Consider the following 24,774-nt stretch of genomic DNA (forward strand, 5'->3'; position numbering starts at 1 on the left):
ACTCGAATCACACAACGGCTGCAATCAAGAATAGTGAAGCCGAAGAGCAATTACACATAAATCAGGCATAGAGCATGGCACGCATCTTTCAACCGAAAAAGAAAACCCAACTCAATACTCGGCACCAAGCAGTGCAAGTAGAGCGTTTAGATCACCACGGCGCAGGCATTGCTTACCTCAAAAAGAAGCCATTGTTTATTGATGGAGCACTGCCGGGTGAGGAGGTGGTCACTCAATTGGTGGAAGAAAAGAGCAAATACGCTCGCGGTAAGTTGATTAAAATCCTTAAGCCGAGTGAAGCTCGTGTGGAGCCATTTTGCCCACATTATCATGAGTGCGGTGGCTGTGATTTGCAGCATCTAGATTATGACCAACAATTGACGTACAAACAGCAAACGTTGCGTCAGCTAATGCGAAAATTTTCAGGCAGTGACATTGAACTAGATGCCCCGTTATTGGGATATTCGCAGGCCTACCGTCGCCGTGCGAGAGTGAGCTTGTTTGTTGATAAAAAAACACGTCAGCTACATTTTGGTTTCCGTAAAAAGCAGAGTAAGCAAATTGCGCAAGTGACCGATTGCCCAGTGCTGGCACCGGAACTGAATGTTTTGCTGCCAGAGATTTACTCAGCCCTAAAAGCGTTCAAAAAGCCGGAACAATTAGGTCATGTAGAGCTGGTACTTGGTGATAATGGGCCGTGTATTACGCTGCGCCACTTGAGCGCTCTGACAACGAGTGAAACTCAATCTCTAACGGAGTTGGCAAAACGTCATGGCGCATCGTTGTACTTAATGCCATCGACAGAACAATTAGACCTTATCGAAGGCGATATGCCTTTTTATCAAGAAGTTGGAGTGAAAATCCCTTTTGCACCAAATAACTTTATTCAAGTAAACCAAGGTGTAAACCAACAAATGGTCAAACAAGCGGTTGAGTGGTTAGACCCACAAAAGAGTGACCGAGTGTTAGATTTGTTCTGTGGTTTAGGCAACTTTAGTTTACCAGTTGCGAAATTAGCTAAGTACGTGGTTGGAGTAGAGGGTGTTGCAGAGATGGTAGAAAAAGCCACAAACAATGCATCTTTGAACCAAATCAATAACGCGCAATTTTATCACGCTAACCTTGAGCAAGATTTTGAAGGCCAAGCCTGGGCCGCAGAGCGGTTTGATAAAGTATTATTAGACCCGGCACGCGCGGGAGCGAGTGGGATCATCGATCAAGTTTCTGAGCTTGGCGCACAGCGTGTAGTTTATGTTTCTTGTAATCCTGCTACCCTTGCTAGGGATAGTCAAAGCTTGATAGAGCAAGGCTATAAATTAACGAAATTAGGTATGCTGGATATGTTCCCTCATACCAGTCATCTAGAATCGATGGCATTGTTTGAAAAGTCCTAACTTTAGGACTTTGACCCCTTATTTGTGGTGGGTGGTCATAAAGCCAGCGTGTACGCGCGGTAAAAAGAACTAACCTGGACGGTGTTAGTCAAACCACACGAATATAATAATTAGGATGATGAGATGGTTGCGGTAAGAAGCGCGCATTTAAACCAAGATGAACAGTTTGAACTCGAAAACTGGGTGGCTAGCCTAGGACAAGAGAAAAACACAGCCTCACGCTTAATCGAAGTATATCGAGATTGCCAGACGGTATTGGCTGATAACGAGCAAGCGGAGCTGTTGTTGTGGCGTGGACGAGAAATGATCGAAATTTTGATCACCTTGTCTATGGATCAAGCCACTTTAGTGGCTGCTCAACTGTTTCCTTTGGTTTCAAGTGGTGCTTTTAACAGAGAAATTCTGGAAGAGAAATACAGCAAAGAAATCATAAAATTAATCGACGGCGTTGAAGAAATGGCTGCTATTGGCCAACTCAACGTCAACATGGAAGGCAGTGCAGCGTCATCTCAGGTAGATAACGTACGCCGCATGCTGCTTGCCATGGTGGATGACTTCCGCTGCGTGGTTATCAAGCTTGCGGAGCGAATTTGTAACCTTATTGAAGTTAAAAAAGCGCCTGATGAAGTTCGACGTGCGGCGGCAAAAGAGTGTGCCAACATCTATGCGCCGCTAGCAAACCGATTAGGCATCGGTCAGCTGAAATGGGAAATTGAAGATTACGCTTTCCGCTACCAACAGCCGGAAACTTACAAACAAATTGCCAAGCAGCTTTCTGAGCGACGCATCGTTCGTGAACAGTACATCAAAGACTTTGTTGAAGACCTCACGCACGAAATGGAAGTGTCGGGCATCAATGCCGAAGTGAGTGGTCGACCTAAGCACATCTACAGCATTTGGCGAAAAATGCAGAAGAAGAGTTTGGCCTTTGATGAGCTGTTTGATGTTCGAGCAGTACGTATCATCGCAGACAAACTGCAAGACTGTTACGCGGCTTTGGGTGTAGTTCACACCAAATACAAGCACCTACCGAGCGAGTTTGATGACTACGTTGCTAACCCTAAACCAAACGGTTATCAATCGATCCACACCGTAATTCTAGGGCCAGAAGGCAAAACCATCGAGATCCAGATTCGTACCAAGCAAATGCATGAAGAGTCGGAGCTGGGTGTTGCCGCGCACTGGAAATATAAAGAAGGGGCAAGCAGCCGAAGCGGTTATGATGAGAAGATCACGTGGCTGCGTAAGCTACTGGATTGGCAAGAAGAAATGTCTGACTCTGGCGAAATGCTCGATGAGCTGCGTAGCCAAGTCTTTGATGACCGTGTTTATGCCTTTACACCACGTGGTGATGTTGTCGATTTGCCAATGGGGGCAACGCCGCTAGATTTTGCCTATCACATTCACTCCGAAGTGGGACACCGTTGTATCGGTGCCAAAGTCGGAGGTCGTATTGTGCCGTTCACGCATAAATTACATATGGGTGACCAAGTCGAGATTATCACTCAGAAAGAACCTAACCCATCACGTGACTGGTTAAACCCATCATTAGGCTTCGTTCATTCTGGTCGTGCGCGTGCCAAAATTAACGCCTGGTTCCGAAAACAAAGCCGTGAGAAGAACCTTGAAGCAGGTCGTGAAATCCTTGAGCATGAGTTAGCCAAAATTGGCGCAACGTTAAAAGATGCAGAGCATTACGCCCTCAAGCGGTTTAACGTCAAAACACCAGATGAATTGTATGTTGGGGTAGGTAGCGGTGATTTGCGCATCAACCAAATCATTAACCATATCAACGCGTTAGTTAACAAGCCAACGGCAGAGGAAGAAGACCAGCAAGCACTGGAAAAACTGCAAGAAGCAGAGCACAAATCACCAGCGCAAAGCCGACCGAAAAAAGACGCCGTCGTTGTAGAAGGTGTCGATAATCTAATGACGCACCTAGCGCGTTGCTGTCAGCCGATTCCAGGTGATGATATCTGTGGTTACATCACGCAAGGTCGCGGCATTTCAGTACACCGTAGTGACTGTGAACAGTTAGAAGAACTGCGCCATCATGCGCCAGAGCGTATCATTGATACTGTCTGGGGCAGCGGCTTTGTGGGGTCATACATCCTCACCGTGCGTGTTGAAGCGATGGAGCGAGGTGGTCTACTCAAAGACATTACGACACTGTTCGCCAACGAAAAGATCAAAGTGACCAGTATGAAGAACCGAGTCGATTACAGACGTCAACTTGCCATCATGGACTTTGACCTAGAAGTCACCAATATTGAGGTGCTTTCGCGGGTTTCGAAACGTGTGGAACAGATCAAGGATGTCATGACGGTGAAACGCCTCGGCTAAAACTCTCGTCATAGTTATCGTTGTAGCGTTGTTGACTGCACGCACTCGCTCCATCACATGGTGAACCATGCTCAGGAGTCTCGTTTGTTTGTCGCCTAGCTACAACTTCAACTATTTACAGAGTTACACTTGCGTCATATTTGGCTTTTTATCTGCGTTAGCTGCACTTATTCCGACGTGCCGGCTCAGGGGCATCACATAGTAGGCTATGCTCAGGAGTCGCGAAAACTTGTTGCCTTGTCAAAGTAACAATTACTTAGTGAAAGCTGCTGAGAAAATATAATGTAGAAGGTGAGTGGTTTTGGCTGCTCACCTTTTTCTTTAATAGAAAGGTTTAAAGGAACAAAAAATGAGTCATCCAATTGAACAATTAGAACAAATCATGGCGAAGTTGCGTGACCCAGAAAACGGTTGCCCTTGGGACTTAAAACAAACCTTTGACACCATCGTTCCGCATACAATAGAAGAAACCTACGAGGTGGTGGACGCGATTCAAAATCGAGATTGGCCCAATCTAAAAGAAGAGCTAGGGGATTTGTTGTTTCAGGTGATTTTTTACAGTCAGCTAGCGAAAGAGCAAGAGCTGTTCGACTTTTCGGATGTCGTCGAAACCGTGAACGAAAAACTGACTCGTCGCCACCCGCATGTTTTTTCAGATGTTGAGTTTGAATCTGACGAGGAAATTAACGCGAACTGGGAAGCGGAAAAAGCAAAAGAAAAAGCCCTAGTAGGCAAAGCGGAAGAAAGTATCCTAGACTCAATACCAAACTCTTTGCCGGCACTTTCTCGTGCTACAAAAATTCAGAAAAAATGTGCAAAATTTGGGTTTGATTGGGATTCACTTGGCCCGGTTGTCGATAAAGTACGAGAAGAAATTGACGAAGTCATGGAAGAGGCACTGCAAGTTCAGCCCGATGAAGAGAAAGTTGAGTTGGAGCTCGGTGATTTGCTATTTGCGACTGTCAATTTGGCTCGCCACCTTGATAAAAACCCAGAAGTCGCACTAGGAAAAGCAAACGTAAAGTTTGCGCGACGTTTTAAACAAGTTGAAGGCAAGGCCCAGCAGTCAGGCAAAGTACTTACAGATTGTTCTTTATCAGAACTTGACCATTTTTGGGATGAAGTAAAACAAGAAGAATCGAGGCAGAGGTAAACTGGCAGAATACATAATATAAGGTCAGCTTGTTTGGTTACACGAAAACGGACTTTGGTTTGTCTTTGCTCACTTTGATTTGAAGCAAAAAATAAAAAATTACGGTGTGATAGATTTCACGTTGTGGCGGTAAGGAGCTTCTGGTATATTTATCTCCCGTCCAGAAGCACTCCATTTCCCTCATTCAACCAATTTCAGGTTAAACATGACGACAAATTACATTTTTGTTACTGGCGGGGTTGTATCCTCTCTAGGTAAAGGTATTGCAGCAGCATCTCTTGCGGCTATTCTAGAAGCTCGTGGTCTTAAAGTGACTATGATGAAGCTTGACCCTTACATCAACGTTGACCCGGGCACAATGAGCCCTACTCAGCACGGTGAAGTGTTCGTTACAGAAGATGGCGCAGAGACTGACCTTGACCTTGGTCACTACGAGCGTTTCATCCGTACCAAGATGACCAAGCGTAACAACTTCACTGCAGGTCGTGTTTATGCCGACGTACTTCGTAAAGAACGTCGTGGTGACTACCTAGGCGCAACTATTCAAGTTATCCCTCATATCACTAACGCAATCAAAGATCGCGTTATTGCAGGTTCTGAAGGCCATGATGTGGCTATCGTTGAAGTTGGCGGTACTGTTGGTGATATCGAATCACTACCATTTATGGAAGCGATTCGTCAGCTAGCTGTTGAGCTAGGCCGTGAGCGCGCAATGTTCATGCACCTAACACTTGTTCCTTACCTAGCGGCAGCGGGCGAAGTGAAAACTAAGCCGACGCAACACTCTGTAAAAGAACTTCTATCTATCGGTATTCAGCCAGACATCCTAGTTTGCCGTAGCGATCGCGTTATTCCTGCGAATGAGCGTAAAAAAATCGCACTGTTCTGTAATGTTCCAGAAAAAGCAGTAATTTCAATGAAGGATGTAGACTCTATCTACAAGATCCCTCAGTTGATTAAATCTCAAGGGCTAGATGACCTTGTGTGTGCTCGCTTTGGTATTACTGCTCCTGAAGCAGACCTTTCTGAATGGGAACAGGTTATCTACGAAGAAGCAAATCCTACTGGTGAAGTAACCATCGGTATGGTTGGTAAATACATTGAATTACCAGATGCATACAAATCTGTGAACGAAGCGCTTAAACACGCTGGCTTGAAAAACCGCCTAAGCGTCACAATTAAGTATGTAGACTCACAAGATATCGAAACAAAAGGCGTTGAACTTCTAGAAGGTTTGGACGCAATCCTAGTACCAGGTGGCTTCGGCGATCGTGGTATTGAAGGCAAGATCCGTGCGGCTCAATATGCACGTGAAAATAACGTGCCTTACCTAGGTATTTGTTTGGGTATGCAAGTTGCACTAATCGAATACGCGCGTAACGTTGCGGGTATGGAAGGTGCACATTCAACAGAATTTAACAAAGAGACTAAGTACCCTGTGGTAGGTTTGATCACAGAGTGGGTAGACGAATCAGGTAGCGTAGAAGAGCGTACTGAAAAGTCTGACCTAGGCGGTACGATGCGTCTTGGTTCACAGCTGTGTCACCTAGAGAAAGGGACTAAAGCTCGTGAACTGTACGGTAGCGCGACGATCCATGAACGTCACCGTCACCGTTACGAAGTGAATAACGTGCTTCGTCCGCAAATCGAAAAAGCAGGCCTAAAAGTATCAGGTCTATCTGCGGACAAGAAGTTAGTGGAAATGATTGAGAACCCAGCTCACCCATGGTTTGTAGCGGCTCAGTTCCACCCAGAATTCACCTCGACTCCTCGCGATGGACATCCATTGTTTGCAGGTTTTGTTAAGGCTGCGGGCCAAAACGCACGCGGCGAATTCGAGAAGTAAAAGGATACGGGCGGCGGCGAAGGTTGTGCTGCTGCCCTTTAAGATTGACATTTATATTTGAAACGAGAGGAAACATTAATGTCTAAGATCGTTAAAGTTCTAGGTCGTGAAATCATCGACTCACGTGGTAACCCAACTGTAGAAGCTGAAGTACACCTAGAAGGCGGTTTCGTAGGTATGGCGGCAGCTCCATCTGGCGCATCTACTGGTTCTCGCGAAGCTCTTGAGCTACGTGACGGTGACAAAGCACGTTTCCTAGGTAAAGGTGTTCTTAAAGCAGTTGAAGCTGTAAACGGCCCAATCGCTGAAGCTCTAGTTGGCAAAGACGCTAAAGACCAAGCTGCAATCGACGCAGTAATGATCGAACTAGACGGCACTGAAAACAAATCTAAATTCGGTGCTAACGCTATCCTAGCTGTTTCTCTAGCAAACGCTAAAGCTGCTGCTGCTGCGAAAGGCATGCCTCTATACGAGCACATCGCTGAGCTAAACGGCACTGCAGGTCAGTTCTCTATGCCTCTACCAATGATGAACATCATCAACGGTGGTGAGCACGCAGACAACAACGTTGACATCCAAGAGTTCATGATCCAACCAGTTGGCGCTAAGACTCTTAAAGAAGGTCTACGTATCGGTGCAGAAGTATTCCACAACCTAGCTAAAGTTCTTAAGTCTAAAGGCTACAGCACTGCAGTTGGTGATGAAGGTGGTTTCGCTCCTAACCTTAAATCTAACGCTGAAGCTCTAGAAGTTATCGCAGAAGCTGTTGCAGCTGCTGGTTACGAACTAGGTAAAGACGTAACTCTAGCTATGGACTGTGCTGCATCTGAGTTCTTCGACAAAGAAGCTGGCATCTACAACATGAAAGGCGAAGGTAAAACTTTCACTTCTGAAGAGTTCAACCACTACCTAGCTGAGCTAGCTAACCAATTCCCAATCGTTTCTATCGAAGACGGTCTAGACGAGTCTGACTGGGATGGCTTCAAGCACCAAACTGAACTACTAGGTGACAAGCTTCAACTAGTAGGTGACGATCTATTCGTTACTAACACTAAGATCCTTGCTGAAGGTATCGAGAAAGGCGTAGCTAACTCTATCCTTATCAAGTTCAACCAAATCGGTTCTCTAACTGAGACTCTAGCTGCAATCAAGATGGCTAAAGACGCAGGTTACACAGCAGTAATCTCTCACCGTTCTGGCGAAACTGAAGATGCAACTATCGCTGACCTAGCGGTAGGTACAGCTGCAGGTCAAATCAAAACTGGTTCTATGAGCCGTTCTGACCGTGTTGCTAAGTACAACCAGCTAATCCGTATCGAGGAAGCTCTAGGTGAGCGCGCTCCTTTCAACGGTCTTAAAGAAGTTAAAGGTCAAGCTTAATTCTTAATTGAATTAACCGCTTAACTTAAAGCTTTTGAAAACGCCTCGCACTTGCGGGGCGTTTTTTATATGACGGAAGCGCTAAGTGAGCGCGCTCCTCCATGTTTCAAGGAAGCGGTCTTAAAGAAGTTAAAGGTCAAGCTTAATTCTTATTGAGTAAAGTTTCGCTAAATAGCTTTTTGAAACCATCGCTACGGCGGTTTTTTTGTATTTATAAGTTTGTATTTTTGGCTCTTACTTTGGTCATGGGTAAGGAGCGCTTCCTATGAGCTTGTTTCATTTTGCTGCTTATTTCTTGTAAGGAGCGTGTGAGTCTCCCTTTCTCCCCTAGAGGCAACCTCGCATTTATGCTATATATGTCACCTTATCTAATTCCTTCCGGTACAGAATGTTAGCAGCGATATGCGAATCTTTGTTATAGCCCTTACGCTACTGTTTGGCTTGCTTCAATACACTCTATGGTTTGGTAAAAACGGAGTGTCTGACTACTACACAGTAAAAGATGAAATTGAAGTTCAGCAACAAGTGAACAGCAAGCTACAAGCTCGCAACAATGAAATGTTCGCTGAGATTGATGACTTAAGGCAAGGTCTTGATGCGATTGAAGAACGTGCGCGTCATGAGCTCGGTTTAGTTAAAGATGGCGAGACTTTTTACCGCATTATAGGTGAGGAAAACCATTAAAATGTTGGATATGAACTCATCGCATATCGCAATTGTGCCTGCTGCTGGTGTGGGTAGCAGAATGAAGGCAGATCGCCCTAAGCAATATTTATTGATCGAAGGTAAAGCGGTACTGGAACATACCGTAGAGAAACTGCTTTCTCACCCAAATATTTCTAAGGTTGTCGTTGCCGTTACTGACGGCGACCCATATTACCCAGAATTGTCCGTTGCTAAGCACCCAGATGTGATTCGTGTAGCTGGTGGTAAAGAAAGAGCAGACTCTGTGTTATCAGGGCTAAACTATGTCAATGAGCATCTGGAAAGCGAGTGGGTATTAGTTCACGACGCTGCAAGGCCATGTGTATTAACATCCGACATTGACCGTTTGATTGATGTTTGCTGCGCCCACTCAACGGGTGGCATTCTCGCATCTCCTGTGAGAGATACAATGAAGCGAGCAAACGCAGTGCAAGATATCGATCATACGGTAGATAGAGAAGCATTGTGGCATGCACTGACTCCACAAATGTTTAAAACTCAGCAGCTTACTCAAGCACTGGCTGACGCATTAGAACAGGGTGTAACTATTACTGATGAAGCCTCGGCTTTGGAGTGGTTAGGCGAGAAGCCAGCCTTAGTTCAAGGGAATGCGAACAATATAAAAATCACTCAGCCAGAAGACCTTGCGTTAGCCGAGTTTTATCTAAGCCGTGAGCGCGGCGAATAAAGAAAGGATAGAAAATGATTCGAATTGGTCATGGTTTCGATGTACATAAATTCGGTGGTGAAGGCCCAGTCATTGTTGGTGGTGTAGCAATCCCTTATGAGCAAGGTTTGATTGCACACTCAGATGGCGATGTAGCGTTGCATGCGTTAACGGATGCTCTGCTGGGCGCGATTGCTGCCGGCGATATTGGTCGTCATTTCCCAGATACGGATGATAAATGGAAAGGCGCAAACAGTCGTGAATTACTGAAAGACGTTTACCGTCGAGTTAAAGAGCAAGGCTACCGTCTTGGCAATGCTGATGTAACCATCATGGCACAAGCGCCTAAAATGGCACCACACATTGACGCAATGTGTGCGGCGATAGCCGAAGACCTAGAAACCGACATTAGTAACATTAACGTAAAAGCGACGACGACAGAACGTCTCGGTTTTACTGGACGCAAAGAAGGCATTGCAACGGAAGCCGTTGTACTTCTGTTTAAGCAATAACTAGCAATTTGCTCCTCTAAGCTGTGATATCAGCGGAAACACATCATGTCAGACATTTTATCTTCATTGGCTTACCTAACGGGTAAGCCAGTTGCATCGGCAAAAATTAAAGCGCAGCCAGAGCATTTTCAGGTTCGCGAAGATTTAGGTTTTGCCTTTACGGGCGAAGGCGAGCACTTAATGGTTCGTATCCGTAAAACGGGCGAGAACACCAGCTTCGTTGCTAACGAGTTAGCAAAAGCCTGTGGTGTTAAGTCGAAAGACGTTAGCTGGGCGGGTCTTAAAGACCGTCATGCGGTGACGGAACAGTGGTTAAGTGTCCATTTACCAAAAGGTGAAACGCCAGATTTTTCAGCGTTTTTGGCTCAATACCCAAGTATCGAAATCCTTGCAACAGATCGTCACAATAAAAAACTGCGTCCTGGTGACCTAGTAGGGAACGAGTTCGTGGTTACTTTGTCTGAAGTGACAGATATAGCGGATGTAGAGCAACGTCTTGAAAAAGTGAAACAAGTTGGCGTGCCAAACTACTTTGGTAGTCAGCGTTTTGGTAACGATGGCAACAACCTTGAAGAAGCACGTCGATGGGGACGCGAAAACGTTCGTACCCGCAATCAAAACAAGCGAAGCATGTATTTATCAGCGGCTCGTTCGTGGATTTTCAACCGCATCGTTTCAGCTCGTCTAGAGAATTGTGTGTTTGATAAGTTCATTGATGGTGACATTGCACAGACGAATTCAGGCACTCAGTTGATTGATGCAAACAACATCACTGATTTGCAAGTGCAATTTGCACAAGGTGAAGCGGCAATTACCGCTGCGCTTGCTGGCGATAATGCACTGCCTACTCAAGCCGAGGCTCTGGCATTAGAGCAACCGTTTTTAGACGAAGAGCCTGACCTCATGGCGTTGATTCGTGGTAATCGCATGCGCCACGATCGTCGCGATATTGCGCTGAAGCCAAAAGATTTAGCTTGGACGGTTGAAGGTAACAACATTACGCTGACTTTCTCACTGGATGCGGGATCTTTTGCGACCTCTATTGTTCGTGAGTTAGTTAATGAGGTTGAAGTAGAAAGAGAATACTAATGGAACAGGATTCACGAAACCCGAAGCCCTTAAGAGTCTTAATCAGCAATGATGATGGTGTTCATGCTCAAGGGATTCATGCCCTCGCTGATGAGTTGAGAGATATCGCTGAAGTGACCATTGTCGCACCTGATCGAAATCGTTCAGGTGCTTCGAATTCACTCACATTAGAACAACCATTACGCGTGACTGAAATTGCCCCAAATATCTACTCAGTGCAAGGCACGCCCACGGATTGTGTGCATTTCGCGCTGAATGAGCTAATGAAAGATGATTTGCCTGATCTTGTTCTGTCAGGAATCAACCATGGCGCTAATTTGGGTGATGATGTTCTTTATTCTGGAACAGTAGCAGCAGCCATGGAAGGTCATTTCCTTGGCGTTCAGTCGGTGGCTTTTTCTCTAGTGGGTAAGCGACATTTCGAATCCGCCGCTAAAATTGCACGTCAAATTGTACAACAGCATTTAGCGTCGCCGATTCCAACGAATCGTCTACTGAACGTAAACGTGCCTGACTTACCATCAGAGAATTTAGGTGAAATTGAAGTTACGCGTTTAGGTGCACGTCATCACGCAGAGAATATGATCAAGCAGAAAGATCCGAGAGGCCATGACATTTATTGGTTAGGGCCACCAGGAAAGGAGCAAGATGCAGGAGAGGGCACGGACTTTTATGCAATTGAGCATGGCCGAGTTTCAATGACGCCTCTGCAAGTTGATCTCACCGCTCACGAGTCGCTGCGTGCTATGGATAGTTGGTTAAAGGAAGAGAAGTAATGAGTAACCCACATGCTGACAGGTTGATAGCGTTTCTTATCTCCAGTGGCATCAAAGACCAAAGAGTTCTGGATGCTATCCAACGCTTGCCACGAGAAAGCTTTGTTTCTCAAGCGATGATGCACCAAGCCTATGATAACAATGCGTTACCAATTGGTCAGGGACAAACTATTTCTCAGCCTTATATCGTTGCGCGTATGACCGAGTTGCTTGAGCTAGAGCCGGCGAGTCGTGTTCTGGAAATCGGAACGGGATCGGGTTATCAAACCGCGGTACTGGCGCAAATTGTTGATCATGTATACTCCGTTGAGCGAATTAAATCGTTGCAATGGGAAGCAAAGCGTCGCCTGAAGCAATTGGATATCTACAATGTTTCAACTAAGCATGCTGATGGGTGGCAGGGCTGGGAAGCGCGAGGTCCTTTCGATGCTATTATTGTTACCGCTGCCGCTGAAGTGATTCCCCAAGCTCTTCTCTCACAATTAAGAGATGGCGGCAAAATGGTCATTCCTGTTGGAGATACGGAACAACAGTTATTAAAAATAGAGCGTAAGGGAGACGAATATCTCTCTACCGTTGTAGAAATGGTTCGGTTCGTACCTCTGGTTGCGGGTGATTTAGCTTAAGGGTTAGGGATAGGTGAATAAGTTACTACGTCATATTGGTATTAGCTTTGTGTTTGCTGCAGGACTAGTTGGTTGTGCAGCACATTCCCCTGCACCTGTCTCTAGCCTAAAAAAAGACTATTCAAGCCTTGAAAGAGGGAGTTACAGAGGGAGTTATTATGAGGTAAAAAAAGGCGATACACTTTACTTCATAGCTTATGTCACAGATAAAGATGTAAATGATCTTGTTCGTTACAATGAGTTAACTCAGCCTTACACTATCTACCCAGGACAGAGGCTAAAACTTTGGGCTCCGAAATATGTCGCCCCTAAATATGGTCAAAAAGTTGAACCCGTTGTGGCTCCTATTGTTACGACACCCCCAGCTCCAGTGACGAAAACATCAACAGCCTCTAAACCTAAACCTTCGAGTAAAAACTCTAGTCAAAAACCTACAGAGACTAAGCCTAAAGTCGTACAAAAACAGCCTCCAAAGAAGGTTGAACAATCGAAAACAAAGGAGTATGTTGGTTCAAAAGATAACCAAAAAGTGAAGAAAAAAGCGCCAGCTACCACAGCAAAGAGTGATAAAGTCTCAAAGTGGTTGTGGCCAACAAAAGGGAGAGTAATCAAGAACTTTTCGGCGGGAGAACAGGGAAATAAAGGTATCGACATCGCAGGACAGCGTGGTCAACCTATCGTTTCAACCGCAGCCGGCACAGTCGTTTATTCAGGCAATGCGCTACGAGGTTATGGCAACTTAATTATAGTAAAGCATAACGACAATTATTTAAGCGCATACGCACATAATGACAAACTGCTGGTCACAGAAGGACAAAGCGTAAAAAGCGGACAAAAAATCGCCACTATGGGTAGTTCAGGTGCAAAGTCGGTCAAACTACACTTTGAAATTCGCTATCAAGGTAAATCAGTGAATCCAAAACGCTATTTGCCTTAAAACTTTGAAAAACAACTTGCGACATCATTTAGCGACATATTGAGTTGTCATGTCTTGCTAACTCGCCAGGGGGAGGCGTTATGAGTATCAGCAACACAGTAACCAAAGTTGAAGAGTTTGCATTTGATAATGCGTCAGTGAAGACCATTGATAACGAACTCGAAAGATCATCATCCACAGAAAGCAAAGCGACTGCGCGTGAAGAATTTGACGCGAGCAGTAAAAGCTTAGATGCAACTCAGTTGTATTTGGGCGAAATTGGCTTCTCACCTTTACTTACTGCCGAAGAAGAAGTGCTTTACGCAAGACGCGCCCTACGTGGCGACGAAGCGGCACGCAAACGTATGATCGAAAGTAACCTACGTTTGGTTGTTAAGATTTCTCGTCGATACAGTAACCGTGGTCTAGCACTACTCGATCTGATTGAAGAAGGTAACCTCGGCTTGATCCGAGCGGTCGAAAAATTCGACCCAGAACGTGGTTTCCGTTTCTCTACTTACGCAACATGGTGGATCCGACAAACGATAGAGCGAGCGTTGATGAACCAAACTCGCACGATCCGTCTACCTATCCATGTAGTGAAAGAGCTGAACATTTATCTGCGTACTGCGCGTGAACTTTCTCAAAAGCTCGATCACGAACCGACCGCAGAGGAAATTGCTGCTCAATTAGATATTCCAGTCGAAGACGTAAGCAAAATGTTACGCCTTAATGAGCGTATTAGCTCTGTCGACACGCCAATCGGTGGTGACGGTGAGAAAGCGCTGCTGGATATTATTCCTGATGCAAACAACTCTGATCCAGAAGTTTCGACTCAAGATGACGACATCAAATCATCGTTGATTCATTGGTTAGAAGAGTTGAATCCGAAACAGAAAGAAGTGCTTGCACGACGCTTCGGCCTACTAGGCTATGAGCCTTCGACGCTGGAAGAAGTTGGTCGAGAGATTGGTCTGACACGTGAGCGAGTACGTCAAATACAAGTGGAAGGTTTACGTCGTCTTCGTGAAGTCCTAATCAAACAAGGTTTGAATATGGAAAACTTGTTTAACGTAGAAGACGATTAAGTAATCCGTATTTCACTAGATACACAAAAGGCTATGGTTCCCCATAGCCTTTTTTCTTTTTTGCTCGTCGGTGTGAGTCTGTTTACAGCATCTTCTTCAAGCGATACAGCTCTTCAAGAGCTTGGCGTGGCGTTAAGTCGTCAGGATCAATACCTGACAGAGCTTGTTCGACCTCGCTAGGCTCTGGAATCAGGCTCAACTGGTTGGCCACATCTACTGCACTTGGACGCGGTGTGTCACTGTTTTGCCCCAGTTGCTCTAGCTGAGATAGCTTGTTACGCGCATTTTTGATGACCGTTTTTGGTACGCCAGCTAAGCCCGCAACAGCCAAGCCGTAAGACTTACTTGCCGCACCTTCTTGAACTGCGTGCATAAAGGCAATGCTGTCTCCATGTTCTACGGCATCCAAGTGAATGTTCGCTAAGCTTGGCAGTTGGTTCGGTAACTCTGTTAATTCGAAGTAGTGAGTTGCAAATAGGGTCATCGCACCAATTTGTGTTGCGAGCCATTCCGCACTTGCCCAAGCTAAAGAGAGACCGTCGTAAGTACTAGTACCGCGTCCGATTTCATCCATTAGCACCAAACTGTTCTTAGTTGCGTTGTGAAGAATATTGGCTGTTTCGGTCATTTCTACCATGAAGGTCGAGCGGCCAGATGCAAGATCATCTGACGCACCAATACGAGTAAATATACGATCTAAAGAACCAATCTGTGCGGATTCTGCCGGTACATAAGAGCCGATATGTGCCATCAATGCAATCAGCGCAGTTTGACGCATGTAGGTTGATTTACCACCCATGTTTGGACCAGTGATGATCAACATCTTACGGGCTGGGTTAAGCTCAATTGGGTTCGCGATGAACGGCTCTGTTGTTACTTGTTCTACGACTGGATGACGACCAGCTTGAATGTGAATTCCTGCGTCTTTCACAAGCGTTGGGCGGCAGTAATCTAACGAATCTGCACGCTCTGCTAGGTTTTGTAATACATCCAGTTGAGACAGGGCAGAAGCTAGGTTTTGCAGCTTCTCAAGGTTTGGCATCAATAGATCAAACAGTTCTTCCCACAACTGTTTCTCAAGTGCTAACGCTTTAGATTTCGAGTTAAGTACTTTGTCTTCGTGTTCCTTAAGCTCTGGGATGATGTAGCGTTCAGCGTTTTTGAGTGTTTGGCGACGTACATAATGCGGTGGAACCAAATGGCTCTGGCCACGGCTTACTTGGATAAAGAAGCCATGAACGTTGTTGTAGCCTACTTTAAGCGTATCGATACCGTGTCGTTCACGCTCATCTCGCTCAAGCTGCTCAAGATATTCTGTTGCACCGTCTGCCAATTTTCGCCATTCATCGAGCTCCGCATTGTAGCCTTCAGCGATGACGCCACCATCACGAATAACAACCGGCGGATTTTCTTTAATCGCGCGCTCTAACAGGTCACATACTTCGTCAATCGGAGCTGCATACTTCGCCAATTTCGTTAGGTACGGATGGGTCAAAGAAGCGGTGACAGATTCTAGCTCTGGTAGCTGTTGCATGGCATTGCGAAGTCTAGCCATATCGCGAGGGCGAGCAGAGCGTAATGCAAGGCGCGCTAAGATACGTTCAATATCACCAATTTGCTTTAACGTTGGTTGAAGATCGGCAAACAGAGCTTGTTCTTTAATCTCACCAATCGCATCAAGGCGATTGTTTAACGTTTCAATGCAACGCATAGGCTGATGCAACCAACGCTTCAGCATTCGGCTGCCCATCGGAGTTGCACAATGGTCGAGTACTGCAGCGAGCGTGTTATCGGTTCCGCCTGCTAGATTTTGAGTAATTTCCAGATTACGTCGGGTAGCAGCATCAAGGATGACGGATTGATCCTGATGATCAAACGTTAAAGAGCGAATATGAGGTAAAGCCGTACGTTGAGTATCTTTTACGTACTGGATCAAACAACCAGCAGCACATAACCCTAAGGACGCATGTTCTACACCAAAACCAACCAGATCTTTTGTGCCAAATTGTTGATTGAGTTGTTGCTTAGCCGTATCAAGCTCAAACTCCCAGACTGGGCGACGACGGTTGCCATTGCGGCTCGCCATTAAATGTACAGGTTCAAAATCTTCTGGGAACAGTAGCTCACGTGGTGAGGTACGTTGAAGCTCAGCTGTCATCGCTTCTTCAGTTTCTGGTTCTGTCAGTTGGAAGCGACCAGAGGTGACATCCAGCGTCGCATAACCGAACTTATCGTTGTGATGGTAAATTGCTGCGATTAAGTTATCGACACGCTCAGAAAGCAGCGCTTCATCCGTCACAGTACCTGGTGTCACGATACGCACAACTTTACGTTCTACCGGGCCCTTGCTGGTGGCCGGATCGCCAATCTGTTCACAGATCGCCACAGACTCACCAAGCTGAACAAGTTTTGCCAGGTAGCCCTCTACGGCGTGAAATGGCACACCCGCCATTGGGATAGGTTCACCTGCAGACGCACCACGTTTGGTCAATGAAATATCAAGAAGCTGAGAAGCTCGCTTGGCATCATCGTAAAAGAGTTCGTAGAAATCGCCCATGCGGTAGAACAGCAAAATCTCTGGGTTCTCAGCTTTTAGCTTGAGGTATTGCTGCATCATCGGAGTGTGTTTTTGTTCAGCTTTCACAGGTAAGTTCTTTTGTTTATTTCCGTAGCGGCTTAGGATACGTGAATCCCTATCAAGTAAAAAGAGACAAAGGGCATTTTGGCTATGGAAAAAACAACAAAATTGAGTGCCGATTTAGGCGCATTATTGGCTAAACACGGGCATCTTTTAACGACCGCAGAATCATGCACAGGTGGTGGTGTTGCAACCGCCATTACTGACATTGCTGGTAGTTCAGCGTGGCTTGACCGTGCGTTTGTCACCTACAGTAATGAAGCGAAAATGGAGATGCTTGGTGTGCAAGCTTCAACGTTAGAAGCGCATGGTGCAGTGAGTGAGCCAGTTGTGATTGAAATGGTACAGGGTGCAATTAAAAACTCCAATGCGACCATCGGTGTGTCCATCAGTGGTATTGCAGGGCCGGGTGGTGGCAGTGAAGAGAAACCAGTCGGCATGGTCTGCTTTGCTTTTGCTGATAACCAAAGTTGGCAGCAAGTCGAAACCATGCATTTTACTGGTGACCGTGCAGAAGTTCGCAAAAAAGCGGTCGAGCATGCGCTGACTCAATTGTATCAACATCTACTCTAGAATTTCTTAAATTGTTTTAGCCCAGCATTGATAAGGGCTAGAGCAAATCATGACTTTAGGTCAGCCAAATTTTTTTCATACAGGTATGGACACTGTATGAATCAACAGTATAATAACTTTCATTGCTGAGCAGTTCTTCTGCTTAAGAAAAATGAATTACTATTCGTCGCCCAAAGAAGATGAATAAATCGGAGAAAGTAATGGACGAGAACAAACAGAAAGCGCTCGCCGCTGCGCTAGGTCAAATTGAAAAGCAATTCGGTAAAGGCTCTATCATGCGCCTTGGTGATAACCGCGCAATGGACGTAGAAACCATCTCAACGGGTTCTCTTTCTCTTGATATCGCTTTGGGTGCTGGTGGTCTACCAATGGGTCGTATCGTAGAAATCTACGGTCCAGAATCTTCAGGTAAAACAACGCTAACCCTTGAGCTTATTGCTGCTGCACAACGTGAAGGCAAAACGTGTGCGTTTATCGATGCAGAGCACGCTCTAGATCCTGTATACGCGAAGAAACTTGGCGTTGATATCGATGCATTGCTAGTTTCTCAGCCAGACACAGGTGAGCAAGCGCTAGAGATCTGTGACGCACTTGCACGTTCTGGTGCTATCGATGTTATGGTTGTCGACTCTGTCGCAGCACTAACACCGAAAGCAGAAATCGAAGGCGAAATGGGCGATAGCCACATGGGTCTGCAAGCACGTATGCTTTCTCAAGCAATGCGTAAGCTAACGGGTAACCTAAAGCAGTCTAACTGTATGTGTATCTTCATCAACCAAATCCGTATGAAGATTGGTGTGATGTTTGGTAACCCAGAAACAACAACAGGTGGTAACGCACTTAAGTTCTACGCTTCTGTTCGTCTAGATATCCGTCGTACTGGCGCAATCAAAGAAGGTGACGAAGTCGTAGGTAACGAAACGCGCATCAAAGTTGTTAAGAATAAGATTGCAGCACCATTTAAAGAAGCAAACACACAAATCATGTACGGCCAAGGCTTTAACCGCGAAGGTGAACTTGTCGATCTAGGTGTGAAGCACAAGTTAGTTGAAAAAGCCGGTGCTTGGTATAGCTACAATGGCGATAAGATTGGTCAAGGTAAAGCGAATGCGTGTAACTACCTGCGTGAGCACCCTGAAGTGGCTAAAACTATCGATACAAAACTGCGTGAAATGTTGCTAGCGCCAGCACTTGCGGAAGCGCCTGAAGCTGGTGAAGCGCCAGAGCAAGCTGAAGAGTTTTAATCTCTCATAGATTAATAAATGACAAAGCCCTGCAATGCGGGGCTTTGTTGTATCTATTGAAATCAAAAATCGAATTATCACAAAGGCCATTGAGAGCCTGTACAGCAAAAATACTTTTAGGATCATCATGTACCAAAAACGCCAGGCGCCAACATTATCGAGCAAAGAGGCAGCTATCCAATTGCTTAGCCGTCGCGATCATGGTCAGTATGAGCTTTACCAAAAATTATCGATGAAGGGCTATGAAGAATCAGACATCGACATCGCAATTAATTTTTGCCTAGACCATAATTATCTAGATGATTTACGTTACGCGAAGAGTCAAATTAGACAGCATGTATACAAAGGACATGGAGAGCGTCGAATTCGTCAAGAGTTAAACCAGAAGCGTGTTGCGGAATCGGTGATTGAGCAAGCTATGGCTGAAGAGCCGCAAGATTGGTTTGAACTGGCTAAACAGGCGGCAGAAAAGAAATTCAAAGGTATTAAAGCCAAAGACCAGAAAGAGTACGCTAAACAGGTGCGATTTCTGCAATATCGTGGCTACAGTTTTGACCAAATCAGCTACGCGCTGAACTTTGAGGACGAAGATTAACGGTCAGTCGTCCGCACTGATTTTTGTTTTGCTTCAAATTTTTTCTCCTACTCCCTCTTTTCCTCAAGAAAACTAGTCTCAGCTGTTTGCATGATCTACAATACGGCAAAATTCTAACTCGACTATTTTCAGGAAGAGCTGCATGTACATGAGCACTGATGAGGTTCGTAACGCGTTCCTCAAGTTCTTTGAGAGCAAAGGACACCAAATCGTAGAAAGTTCATCGTTAGTTCCACATAACGACCCAACCCTGCTGTTCACAAACGCAGGTATGAACCAATTTAAAGATTGTTTCTTAGGCTTAGAAAAACGAGCCTACACTCGAGCGACTACGGCTCAGCGTTGCGTACGTGCTGGTGGCAAACATAACGACCTAGAAAATGTTGGCTTTACTGCTCGTCACCACACATTCTTTGAAATGTTAGGCAACTTCAGCTTTGGCGATTACTTCAAAGAAGATGCGATCTCCTTTGCTTGGGAATTCCTAACCGAAGTTCTTAAACTGCCAGCGGATCGTTTATTGGTAACTGTTTACGAAACCGATGACGAAGCGTTTGACATCTGGAACAAGAAAGTTGGCGTACCCGCTGATCGTATTGTTCGCATTGGTGATAAAGAAGGCGGCAAGCCGTACGAGTCTGATAACTTCTGGCAAATGGGCGACACTGGCCCTTGTGGTCCATGTACTGAAATCTTCTACGATCACGGTGAGCACATCTGGGGTGGCCGTCCTGGCACGCCTGAAGAAGATGGTGACCGTTTCATCGAGATCTGGAACAACGTATTCATGCAGTTCAACCGTCACGCAGACGGCACTATGGAACCGCTACCAAAACCATCGGTAGATACTGGTATGGGTATCGAGCGTATCTCTGCAATCATGCAGGGCGTTCACTCAAACTACGAAATTGATGTATTCCAAGCTCTTATCAAAGCAGCAGCAGAAGTGATCGGTTACGAAGACCTATCAAACCAATCACTACGCGTTATCGCTGACCACATCCGTTCATGTTCATTCCTGATCGTGGATGGCGTTATGCCTTCAAACGAAGGTCGAGGTTACGTATTACGCCGTATCATCCGTCGTGCAGTTCGTCACGGTAACAAGCTGGGCGCACAAGGTGCATTCTTCCACAAGTTGGTTGGCGTTCTAGCTGACATCATGGGTACGGCTGGTGAAGAGCTGAAGCGTCAACAAGCTGTGGTTGAAAAAGTACTGCGTATCGAAGAAGAAAACTTTGGTCGTACACTTGAGCGCGGTATGGCGATTCTAAACGAAGCACTAGATAACCTAGACGGTAAAGTACTAGACGGCGAAACCGTATTTAAACTTTACGACACTTACGGCTTCCCAGCTGACTTAACTAACGACGTTGCACGTGAGCGTGAGTTCGCAATCGACGAAGAAGGTTTTGAGAAAGCGATGGAAGAGCAGCGTCAACGTGCGCGTGAAGCGGGTAACTTTGGTACTGACTACAACTCAGCAATCAAAGTTGATACGCAAACAGAATTCTGTGGTTACACCGGTACTAAAGGCTCTAGTTCTGTAGCAGCGATGTTCGTTGAAGGCAACGAAGTAGATTCGCTATCTGCGGGCGACAAAGCAATCATCGTACTTGGTGAAACACCATTCTACGCAGAGTCAGGCGGTCAGTGTGGTGACGCTGGTGAAATCCGTACTGAGTCTGGTGTATTCCGCGTTGAGGACACTCAAAAACTAGGTAACGCAATCGCGCACCACGGTGTAATGGCAGAAGGCGTTCTAGCGAAAGGTGATGAAGTAGCAACTATCGTTGACGCAGAGCGTCGCGCAGCTATCTCTCTAAACCACTCAGCAACGCACTTGCTACACGCAGCACTACGCCAAGTTTTAGGTGAGCACGTAACGCAGAAAGGCTCATTGGTGAAGGCAGACAACCTACGTTTCGACTTCTCACACCTAGAAGCAGTAACTGCAGCAGAACTGAAAGAAGTTGAGCGTCTAGTTAACGCGCAAATTCGTCGTAACCACACGATTGAAACCAACGTGATGGACATTGAGTCTGCTAAGAAGAAAGGCGCAATGGCTCTATTCGGCGAGAAGTACGACGACGAAGTACGCGTACTGTCTATGGGTGACTTCTCGACAGAGCTTTGCGGTGGTATTCACGCATCAAGCACAGGTGATATTGGCCTATTCAAAATCACTTCAGAAAGCGGCATTGCTGCAGGTATTCGACGTATTGAGGCGGTAACAGGCGAGGCTGCATTAGACGCGATTGAAGCTCAAAACGCGAAGTATGAAGAGAAACTGGCAGAATCTGCACAGAAAGCAAAAGCGCTAGAGAAAGAAGTGCAGAAGCTAAAAGATAAGATGGCAGCAGCAGAAAGCGCTAACATCATGGGCAAAGCGGTTGAAGTCAATGGTACAAAAGTTCTAGTCGCAGCTCTTGAAGGCGCTGACAGCAAGAACCTACGTACTATGGTTGATGACATCAAGAACCAAATGGGGTCTGGTGTCGTACTGCTTGCCAACGTAACAGGTGACAAGGTTGGTCTGATTGCTGGTGTGACTAAAGATCTAACTGGTAAAGTAAAAGCTGGTGATCTAGTTAAGATGATTGCTGAGCAAGTCGGTGGTAAGGGCGGTGGTCGTCCTGACATGGCTCAAGCTGGTGGTACTGATGTAGCCGCACTACCAGAGGCAATTAAAACAGTTCAGCCTTGGTTAGAAGAGCGCTTATAAGCTTTTAACTACTAAAATTACGCTCAATCAAGTTTCTTTGATTGAGCGTAATTTTTTTTAGCAGCCAAGTGGTTTAATTGACCAAAAGTTAACCGAGTCATTTAGGCTATTTGGTTTTTGTTGTAACTACTGCTTATATAATTTTTCTAAAAGGAAATACTGAAGATGTAAGCAGTTCTAAAGAGACTTCGGTCTTGGGAAGGTGAAGACTGGTGAAAAAGCCCCTTATCGTGCAAAAGTTTGGCGGAACCTCAGTGGGTTCAATTGAAAGAATCCACCAAGTTGCTGAACACATCATTAAGGCGAAAAATGATGGCAATCAAGTTGTTGTTGTCGTGTCTGCAATGTCAGGCGAAACAAACAGACTGATGGACCTCGCTAAACAGATAGATAGCGTGCCTACAGCTCGAGAACTTGATGTTTTGCTCTCTGCTGGTGAGCAAGTGTCAATGGCACTGTTAGCAATGACACTCAATAAATTGGGTCATGCTGCACGCTCGCTTACCGGAGCACAGGCGAATATTGTGACGGATAATCAACACAATGACGCAACGATTAAACACATTGATACTAAGACAATTCTGGGATTGCTTGAGCAAGACCAAATCGTGATTGTTGCAGGCTTTCAAGGTGTGAATGAGAACGGGGATATCACCACATTAGGTCGAGGTGGCTCAGATACGAGCGCAGTGGCACTGGCAGGCGCATTGCGCGCTGATGAGTGTCAAATCTTTACCGACGTTGATGGTATTTATACTTGTGACCCACGTGTAGTGAAAAACGCGCGAAAATTGGCGGTTATCGATTTTCCTTCCATGGAAGCGATGGCAAGCCGAGGCGCGAAAGTATTACATTTACCTTCAGTGCAATTTGCATGGAAGAATAATGTGCCACTGCGCGTGCTTTCGACATTTGATGTTAATGAAGGCAGTCTGGTAAAGGGGGAGTTAGGCAATCAAGCCGTCTCTGGTATAGCCATCCAACGTGACCTTGCCATAATCGAAGTCGATAAAGAACATTTATCTAGTGCTACAAAACAATGTCAGATGTTGGGTATCGACATTTGGAATGTGATCGAGGAAACAGAACGGGCAGGTATCATGATAAAACAAGATGCATGTGCCAAGTTCGATCTGGTGTTCAGCGACAAAATCCGTAATAGTGAAGTGGTAAGCCTGTTGACCGCAGTGGGGCTTGAGGCCAATGGAATGGTAGAGCACGCATGCGATTTGTTGGCAAAGCGAGATATTGAGATCAATTTCAGCGCAACGAATGCACTCACTATGATGCTAGTTTTAGCACCCGAATGTGTGGATACAGCAGCAAACATTCTGCATGATGCTTACATTACGTCTAGTGAAGCATTAAACATTCAACAAAAACATGCCTTTTTAGGCTGATTTTCGCTAACAAGGTAGTTTACGAAAATATAACTTTTGTTGGATAATAGCTTTGTAGCAAGAAAATTTAGAGATTACTCAAGGAGCAAAGAATGCTAATTTTGACTCGCCGCGTAGGCGAAACACTGATGATTGGTGATGAAGTGACTGTAACTGTACTAGGTGTTAAAGGTAACCAAGTGCGTATCGGCGTTAACGCTCCGAAAGAGGTTTCAGTTCACCGTGAAGAAATCTACATGCGCATTCAAGCTGAAAAAGGCAATGGCAACGTTGCTTCAGGTAACTACTAAGTCGCTCCTGTTTACAGAGCTTAGTTTGAATGAAAAAGGCTAACCGAAGGGTTGGCCTTTTTAGTTTTTACTGTTTTTGAAAATTTGCAGAAACTATTGTGTTGAGTATGGCTGTGAATTCATCAATAATGTTGATTCGAACTTCAGAAAGTTATTTGAAAATAAATGTCTTTTTTTTCAGAGAAGACTCTCTTTTTTTCATCATAATAGAGTGATAAAGTTCGTTTAATAGTCATTTTGATTAAATCAGCAACGGTTAAGCCAGTTTCGTGGATTTTTTCAAAGAAAATGTTTGACATATTTTCGGTAAAACGTAATATGTGCCTCCGCAAGACGGTGAGGTGGCCGAGAGGCTGAAGGCGCTCCCCTGCTAAGGGAGTATACGGTTTATCCCGTATCGAGGGTTCGAATCCCTCCTTCACCGCCATTCTTGCAACGTTGATTTATCAACAAAAAGTGCGTCCTTAGCTCAGCTGGATAGAGTACCTGGCTACGAACCAGGCGGTCGGAGGTTCGAATCCTCCAGGACGCGCCATATCTCTTTTGAGATATAACAATGAAAACGGTGAGGTGGCCGAGAGGCTGAAGGCGCTCCCCTGCTAAGGGAGTATACGGTTTATCCCGTATCGAGGGTTCGAATCCCTCCTTCACCGCCATTCATTGACTGGCCCGATGGCCTTTTTTTTGTTTCGTAAGAAATGAATGTGATTTACTTCACAACTTCTTAGCAAGAAGATCTGCGCGTCCTTAGCTCAGCTGGATAGAGTACCTGGCTACGAACCAGGCGGTCGGAGGTTCGAATCCTCCAGGACGC

The 24,774-nt window shown here is 45.6% G+C and carries 20 protein-coding genes and 4 tRNA genes; 23 read left to right on the top strand and 1 reads right to left on the bottom strand.

Features of this window, described 5'->3' with window-relative positions:
• Window positions 1-74: 74 nt before the first annotated feature.
• From rlmD to rpoS, 13 genes are all read left to right on the top strand, one after another.
• Window positions 75-1,394, top strand: coding sequence for a 23S rRNA (uracil(1939)-C(5))-methyltransferase RlmD (rlmD, locus tag R7H07_RS06425; RefSeq protein ID WP_025768846.1), 1,320 nt, complete (start codon window positions 75-77; stop codon window positions 1,392-1,394).
• Window positions 1,395-1,517: 123 nt separating this feature from the next.
• Window positions 1,518-3,737 carry a GTP diphosphokinase gene (gene relA, locus R7H07_RS06430; RefSeq protein ID WP_005393896.1) on the top strand — a complete coding sequence of 740 codons (2,220 nt, stop codon included), beginning with the start codon at window positions 1,518-1,520 and terminating at the stop codon, window positions 3,735-3,737.
• Window positions 3,738-4,086: 349 nt separating this feature from the next.
• Window positions 4,087-4,890 (top strand): nucleoside triphosphate pyrophosphohydrolase, encoded by an 804-nt coding sequence (gene mazG, locus R7H07_RS06435; RefSeq protein WP_206959987.1) that lies wholly within the window; start codon window positions 4,087-4,089, stop codon window positions 4,888-4,890.
• 205 nt (window positions 4,891-5,095) lie between these two features.
• Window positions 5,096-6,736: a CTP synthase gene (locus tag R7H07_RS06440; protein WP_021034029.1), complete on the top strand. Its 1,641-nt coding sequence runs from the start codon at window positions 5,096-5,098 to the stop codon at window positions 6,734-6,736.
• Between the two features lie 78 nt (window positions 6,737-6,814).
• Window positions 6,815-8,116, top strand: coding sequence for a phosphopyruvate hydratase (gene eno, locus R7H07_RS06445; RefSeq protein WP_005383785.1), 1,302 nt, complete (start codon window positions 6,815-6,817; stop codon window positions 8,114-8,116).
• 402 nt (window positions 8,117-8,518) lie between these two features.
• On the top strand, window positions 8,519-8,800 hold the full coding sequence (gene ftsB, locus R7H07_RS06450) for a cell division protein FtsB (RefSeq protein WP_005380907.1): 282 nt from the start codon (window positions 8,519-8,521) through the stop codon (window positions 8,798-8,800).
• A gap of 1 nt (window position 8,801) precedes the next feature.
• Entirely contained in the window at window positions 8,802-9,509 is a 708-nt protein-coding gene (gene ispD, locus R7H07_RS06455) for a 2-C-methyl-D-erythritol 4-phosphate cytidylyltransferase (protein ID WP_054701898.1), read from the top strand.
• A gap of 14 nt (window positions 9,510-9,523) precedes the next feature.
• Complete coding sequence (gene ispF, locus R7H07_RS06460) at window positions 9,524-10,000, top strand: 2-C-methyl-D-erythritol 2,4-cyclodiphosphate synthase (RefSeq protein ID WP_206959985.1); 477 nt, start codon at window positions 9,524-9,526, stop codon at window positions 9,998-10,000.
• A gap of 45 nt (window positions 10,001-10,045) precedes the next feature.
• Complete coding sequence (gene truD, locus R7H07_RS06465) at window positions 10,046-11,089, top strand: tRNA pseudouridine(13) synthase TruD (RefSeq protein WP_017821624.1); 1,044 nt, start codon at window positions 10,046-10,048, stop codon at window positions 11,087-11,089.
• Complete coding sequence (gene surE, locus R7H07_RS06470; protein WP_005380894.1) at window positions 11,089-11,865, top strand: 5'/3'-nucleotidase SurE; 777 nt, start codon at window positions 11,089-11,091, stop codon at window positions 11,863-11,865. Before truD ends, surE begins: the two co-directional genes overlap by 1 nt.
• Window positions 11,865-12,491 (top strand): protein-L-isoaspartate(D-aspartate) O-methyltransferase, encoded by a 627-nt coding sequence (locus R7H07_RS06475; protein WP_005380892.1) that lies wholly within the window; start codon window positions 11,865-11,867, stop codon window positions 12,489-12,491. Before surE ends, R7H07_RS06475 begins: the two co-directional genes overlap by 1 nt.
• 13 nt (window positions 12,492-12,504) lie before the next feature.
• Entirely contained in the window at window positions 12,505-13,428 is a 924-nt protein-coding gene (locus R7H07_RS06480) for a peptidoglycan DD-metalloendopeptidase family protein (RefSeq protein ID WP_054730358.1), read from the top strand.
• A gap of 80 nt (window positions 13,429-13,508) precedes the next feature.
• Complete coding sequence (gene rpoS, locus R7H07_RS06485; protein ID WP_005380887.1) at window positions 13,509-14,495, top strand: RNA polymerase sigma factor RpoS; 987 nt, start codon at window positions 13,509-13,511, stop codon at window positions 14,493-14,495.
• 82 nt (window positions 14,496-14,577) lie between these two features.
• Here rpoS and mutS read toward each other — a convergent pair whose 3' ends face one another.
• Window positions 14,578-17,139, bottom strand: coding sequence for a DNA mismatch repair protein MutS (mutS, locus tag R7H07_RS06490; protein WP_206959983.1), 2,562 nt, complete (start codon window positions 17,137-17,139; stop codon window positions 14,578-14,580).
• An 84-nt stretch (window positions 17,140-17,223) separates the two neighbouring features.
• Here mutS and pncC point away from each other — a divergent pair, with 84 nt between their 5' ends.
• The 10 genes from pncC to R7H07_RS06540 all read left to right on the top strand — a co-directional run bounded on the left by pncC (window position 17,224) and on the right by R7H07_RS06540 (window position 24,774).
• Entirely contained in the window at window positions 17,224-17,706 is a 483-nt protein-coding gene (gene pncC, locus R7H07_RS06495; RefSeq protein ID WP_017633544.1) for a nicotinamide-nucleotide amidase, read from the top strand.
• Between the two features lie 200 nt (window positions 17,707-17,906).
• Window positions 17,907-18,950, top strand: a complete 1,044-nt coding sequence (recA, locus tag R7H07_RS06500; protein ID WP_005380874.1) for a recombinase RecA — start codon at window positions 17,907-17,909, stop codon at window positions 18,948-18,950.
• Between the two features lie 127 nt (window positions 18,951-19,077).
• On the top strand, window positions 19,078-19,545 hold the full coding sequence (gene recX / locus R7H07_RS06505) for a recombination regulator RecX (RefSeq protein ID WP_005383799.1): 468 nt from the start codon (window positions 19,078-19,080) through the stop codon (window positions 19,543-19,545).
• 142 nt (window positions 19,546-19,687) lie between these two features.
• Window positions 19,688-22,270 carry an alanine--tRNA ligase gene (gene alaS, locus R7H07_RS06510; RefSeq protein ID WP_206959981.1) on the top strand — a complete coding sequence of 861 codons (2,583 nt, stop codon included), beginning with the start codon at window positions 19,688-19,690 and terminating at the stop codon, window positions 22,268-22,270.
• 212 nt (window positions 22,271-22,482) lie between these two features.
• Window positions 22,483-23,670: an aspartate kinase gene (locus R7H07_RS06515; protein WP_005383803.1), complete on the top strand. Its 1,188-nt coding sequence runs from the start codon at window positions 22,483-22,485 to the stop codon at window positions 23,668-23,670.
• A gap of 92 nt (window positions 23,671-23,762) precedes the next feature.
• Complete coding sequence (csrA, locus tag R7H07_RS06520) at window positions 23,763-23,960, top strand: carbon storage regulator CsrA (RefSeq protein ID WP_004415691.1); 198 nt, start codon at window positions 23,763-23,765, stop codon at window positions 23,958-23,960.
• Between the two features lie 335 nt (window positions 23,961-24,295).
• Window positions 24,296-24,387, top strand: a tRNA-Ser gene (locus R7H07_RS06525).
• A gap of 31 nt (window positions 24,388-24,418) precedes the next feature.
• Window positions 24,419-24,495: transfer RNA gene (locus R7H07_RS06530), tRNA-Arg, on the top strand.
• Between the two features lie 29 nt (window positions 24,496-24,524).
• Window positions 24,525-24,616 (top strand) — tRNA-Ser (locus tag R7H07_RS06535).
• Window positions 24,617-24,701: 85 nt separating this feature from the next.
• A tRNA-Arg gene (locus tag R7H07_RS06540) sits at window positions 24,702-24,774 on the top strand.

This window comes from Vibrio sp. Vb1127, from assembly GCF_033338735.1.
GTDB lineage: Bacteria > Pseudomonadota > Gammaproteobacteria > Enterobacterales > Vibrionaceae > Vibrio > Vibrio alginolyticus.

Bases quoted from the DNA above. Each gene is read 5' to 3' on its own strand.
- rlmD (WP_025768846.1), top strand. From the start codon at position 75: ATGGCACGCATCTTTCAACCGAAAAAGAAAACCCAACTCAATACTCGG.
- relA (WP_005393896.1), top strand. From the start codon at position 1,518: ATGGTTGCGGTAAGAAGCGCGCATTTAAACCAAGATGAACAGTTTGAA.
- mazG (WP_206959987.1), top strand. From the start codon at position 4,087: ATGAGTCATCCAATTGAACAATTAGAACAAATCATGGCGAAGTTGCGT.
- R7H07_RS06440 (WP_021034029.1), top strand. From the start codon at position 5,096: ATGACGACAAATTACATTTTTGTTACTGGCGGGGTTGTATCCTCTCTA.
- eno (WP_005383785.1), top strand. From the start codon at position 6,815: ATGTCTAAGATCGTTAAAGTTCTAGGTCGTGAAATCATCGACTCACGT.
- ftsB (WP_005380907.1), top strand. From the start codon at position 8,519: ATGCGAATCTTTGTTATAGCCCTTACGCTACTGTTTGGCTTGCTTCAA.
- ispD (WP_054701898.1), top strand. From the start codon at position 8,802: ATGTTGGATATGAACTCATCGCATATCGCAATTGTGCCTGCTGCTGGT.
- ispF (WP_206959985.1), top strand. From the start codon at position 9,524: ATGATTCGAATTGGTCATGGTTTCGATGTACATAAATTCGGTGGTGAA.
- truD (WP_017821624.1), top strand. From the start codon at position 10,046: ATGTCAGACATTTTATCTTCATTGGCTTACCTAACGGGTAAGCCAGTT.
- surE (WP_005380894.1), top strand. From the start codon at position 11,089: ATGGAACAGGATTCACGAAACCCGAAGCCCTTAAGAGTCTTAATCAGC.
- R7H07_RS06475 (WP_005380892.1), top strand. From the start codon at position 11,865: ATGAGTAACCCACATGCTGACAGGTTGATAGCGTTTCTTATCTCCAGT.
- rpoS (WP_005380887.1), top strand. From the start codon at position 13,509: ATGAGTATCAGCAACACAGTAACCAAAGTTGAAGAGTTTGCATTTGAT.
- pncC (WP_017633544.1), top strand. From the start codon at position 17,224: ATGGAAAAAACAACAAAATTGAGTGCCGATTTAGGCGCATTATTGGCT.
- recA (WP_005380874.1), top strand. From the start codon at position 17,907: ATGGACGAGAACAAACAGAAAGCGCTCGCCGCTGCGCTAGGTCAAATT.
- recX (WP_005383799.1), top strand. From the start codon at position 19,078: ATGTACCAAAAACGCCAGGCGCCAACATTATCGAGCAAAGAGGCAGCT.
- alaS (WP_206959981.1), top strand. From the start codon at position 19,688: ATGTACATGAGCACTGATGAGGTTCGTAACGCGTTCCTCAAGTTCTTT.
- csrA (WP_004415691.1), top strand. From the start codon at position 23,763: ATGCTAATTTTGACTCGCCGCGTAGGCGAAACACTGATGATTGGTGAT.